Origin of the sequence: Methylobacterium sp. E-065, from assembly GCF_022829605.1 — a bacterium.
Taxonomy (GTDB): domain Bacteria; phylum Pseudomonadota; class Alphaproteobacteria; order Rhizobiales; family Beijerinckiaceae; genus Methylobacterium.
The window spans coordinates 1-1,327 of sequence record NZ_JAKSYD010000091.1; the positions used below are offsets into that span (position 1 = coordinate 1).

Genomic DNA, 1,327 nt, shown 5'->3' on the forward strand with positions numbered 1-1,327 from the left:
GGGCCTGGGGCAGGCCGTCCCAGTCGTGCGGATCGGGGGCGGTCAGGGGCGGGAGCGTCCCGAGATCCTCGGGGCAGCCCATCAGGCCGGCGGCGCGGCCGACGCGCACGTAGTGCAGGAACGGCGACTCCCCCGGACCGAGGAGATGTCCGTAGGTCTCCGCGTAGAACGCGATGGAGAAGGTCTTGCTCGGGTCGCGGCCCTCGTGCTGGCCATAGGCGACGAAATGCGCGAGCGGGCCGCCGGCCGCATTCGCGGTATCGGGATAACGCTTGGCGTAATAGGCGGCATCAAAATGGGGCTTGATCAGGCGCATGTCGTCTTCGAGTGCCGCCTCCCGCGAGTCCGGCGTGCCGTAGCGCGGATCGAAGGCGCCGGCGGATATGTCAGCGCCATGCAGCAACGCCGTCGCCAGGAAATGAACGAAGGGCGCCAAGCCGGTCTCGCGGACCCCCGGATGCGCCTCCAGATAGGCCTGTCCGTTGAAGTCGGGCCTGGGGTTCCGTCCGCGTCGCCAGCCGGTGTCGCAGTAGTCGCCCACCGCGTCCGCCTCCGGCGCGAGACCGTAGCGCTGCCGGTAGAACGCGTGGTCGAAGTGCTTCGCGATCAGCTGCGCCTGACGCGCCAGCGCCGCCGCCTCGTCCACGGGCTCCCGCCCGATCGCCCCGAGCCAGGCCGTATCCGCGATCGGCGCCCGGGCCGGTTCTAGCCCGCACACCCGCAACAGCGCGTCGAGCGTCGAACGCCCCGGGCCCGGATCGCGCAGCTCCCGCCAGCCCGCCCCGGCAAAGTGCAGGTACGGCGCCTGAGTACCCACATCCGGGTAGGTCGCCCGGTACCACGCCGCCTCCACCGCCGGCAGGTTCAGCCGCCCCGCCTCCGCAAACGGCTTACCCCCCGACAGACGCGTCTCCGCCACGTAGCGGAAGAACGGGTCGTCCTGAACCGCCCGGCTGCCGGCCCGCGCCTGCACGAAGCCGGCCGGGTCGAAATCCGGGCGCGGGCTGACGGGCGCCCGCCAGCCGGTCTCCACGTAGGACCGCAGCAGCTCGGCCTCCTAGGCGCCCGCTAGCTCGTCCGCGGCCGGCCCGCGGAGCGACGCCCGGTAGTGGGCAGCGTCGAAGTACGGCGCGAGCGTCTCGACCCGCAGCGCCAGGGCCGCCTCCCGGTCCGGCCGGGCGGGGCCGGGTCGGATCGGGGGCGTGGACCACGGCTTCGTGGCCTAACGCGCACAACGCTTCGCCGAGTGCCAGGGCGTGAACCCCAGTGCCGCGAGGTTCGGTGGCAGAGGTGAGGATCGCGATGCGCACGCTGTCGACCCTGGGAC

At 72.6% G+C, this 1,327-nt stretch carries 1 pseudogene; it reads right to left on the reverse strand.

The window, feature by feature from the left end:
• A pseudogene (locus MKK84_RS09245) lies at positions 1-1,033 on the reverse strand (glycosyl transferase); the annotation flags it as partial.
• Between the last annotated feature and the right edge of the window lie 294 nt (positions 1,034-1,327).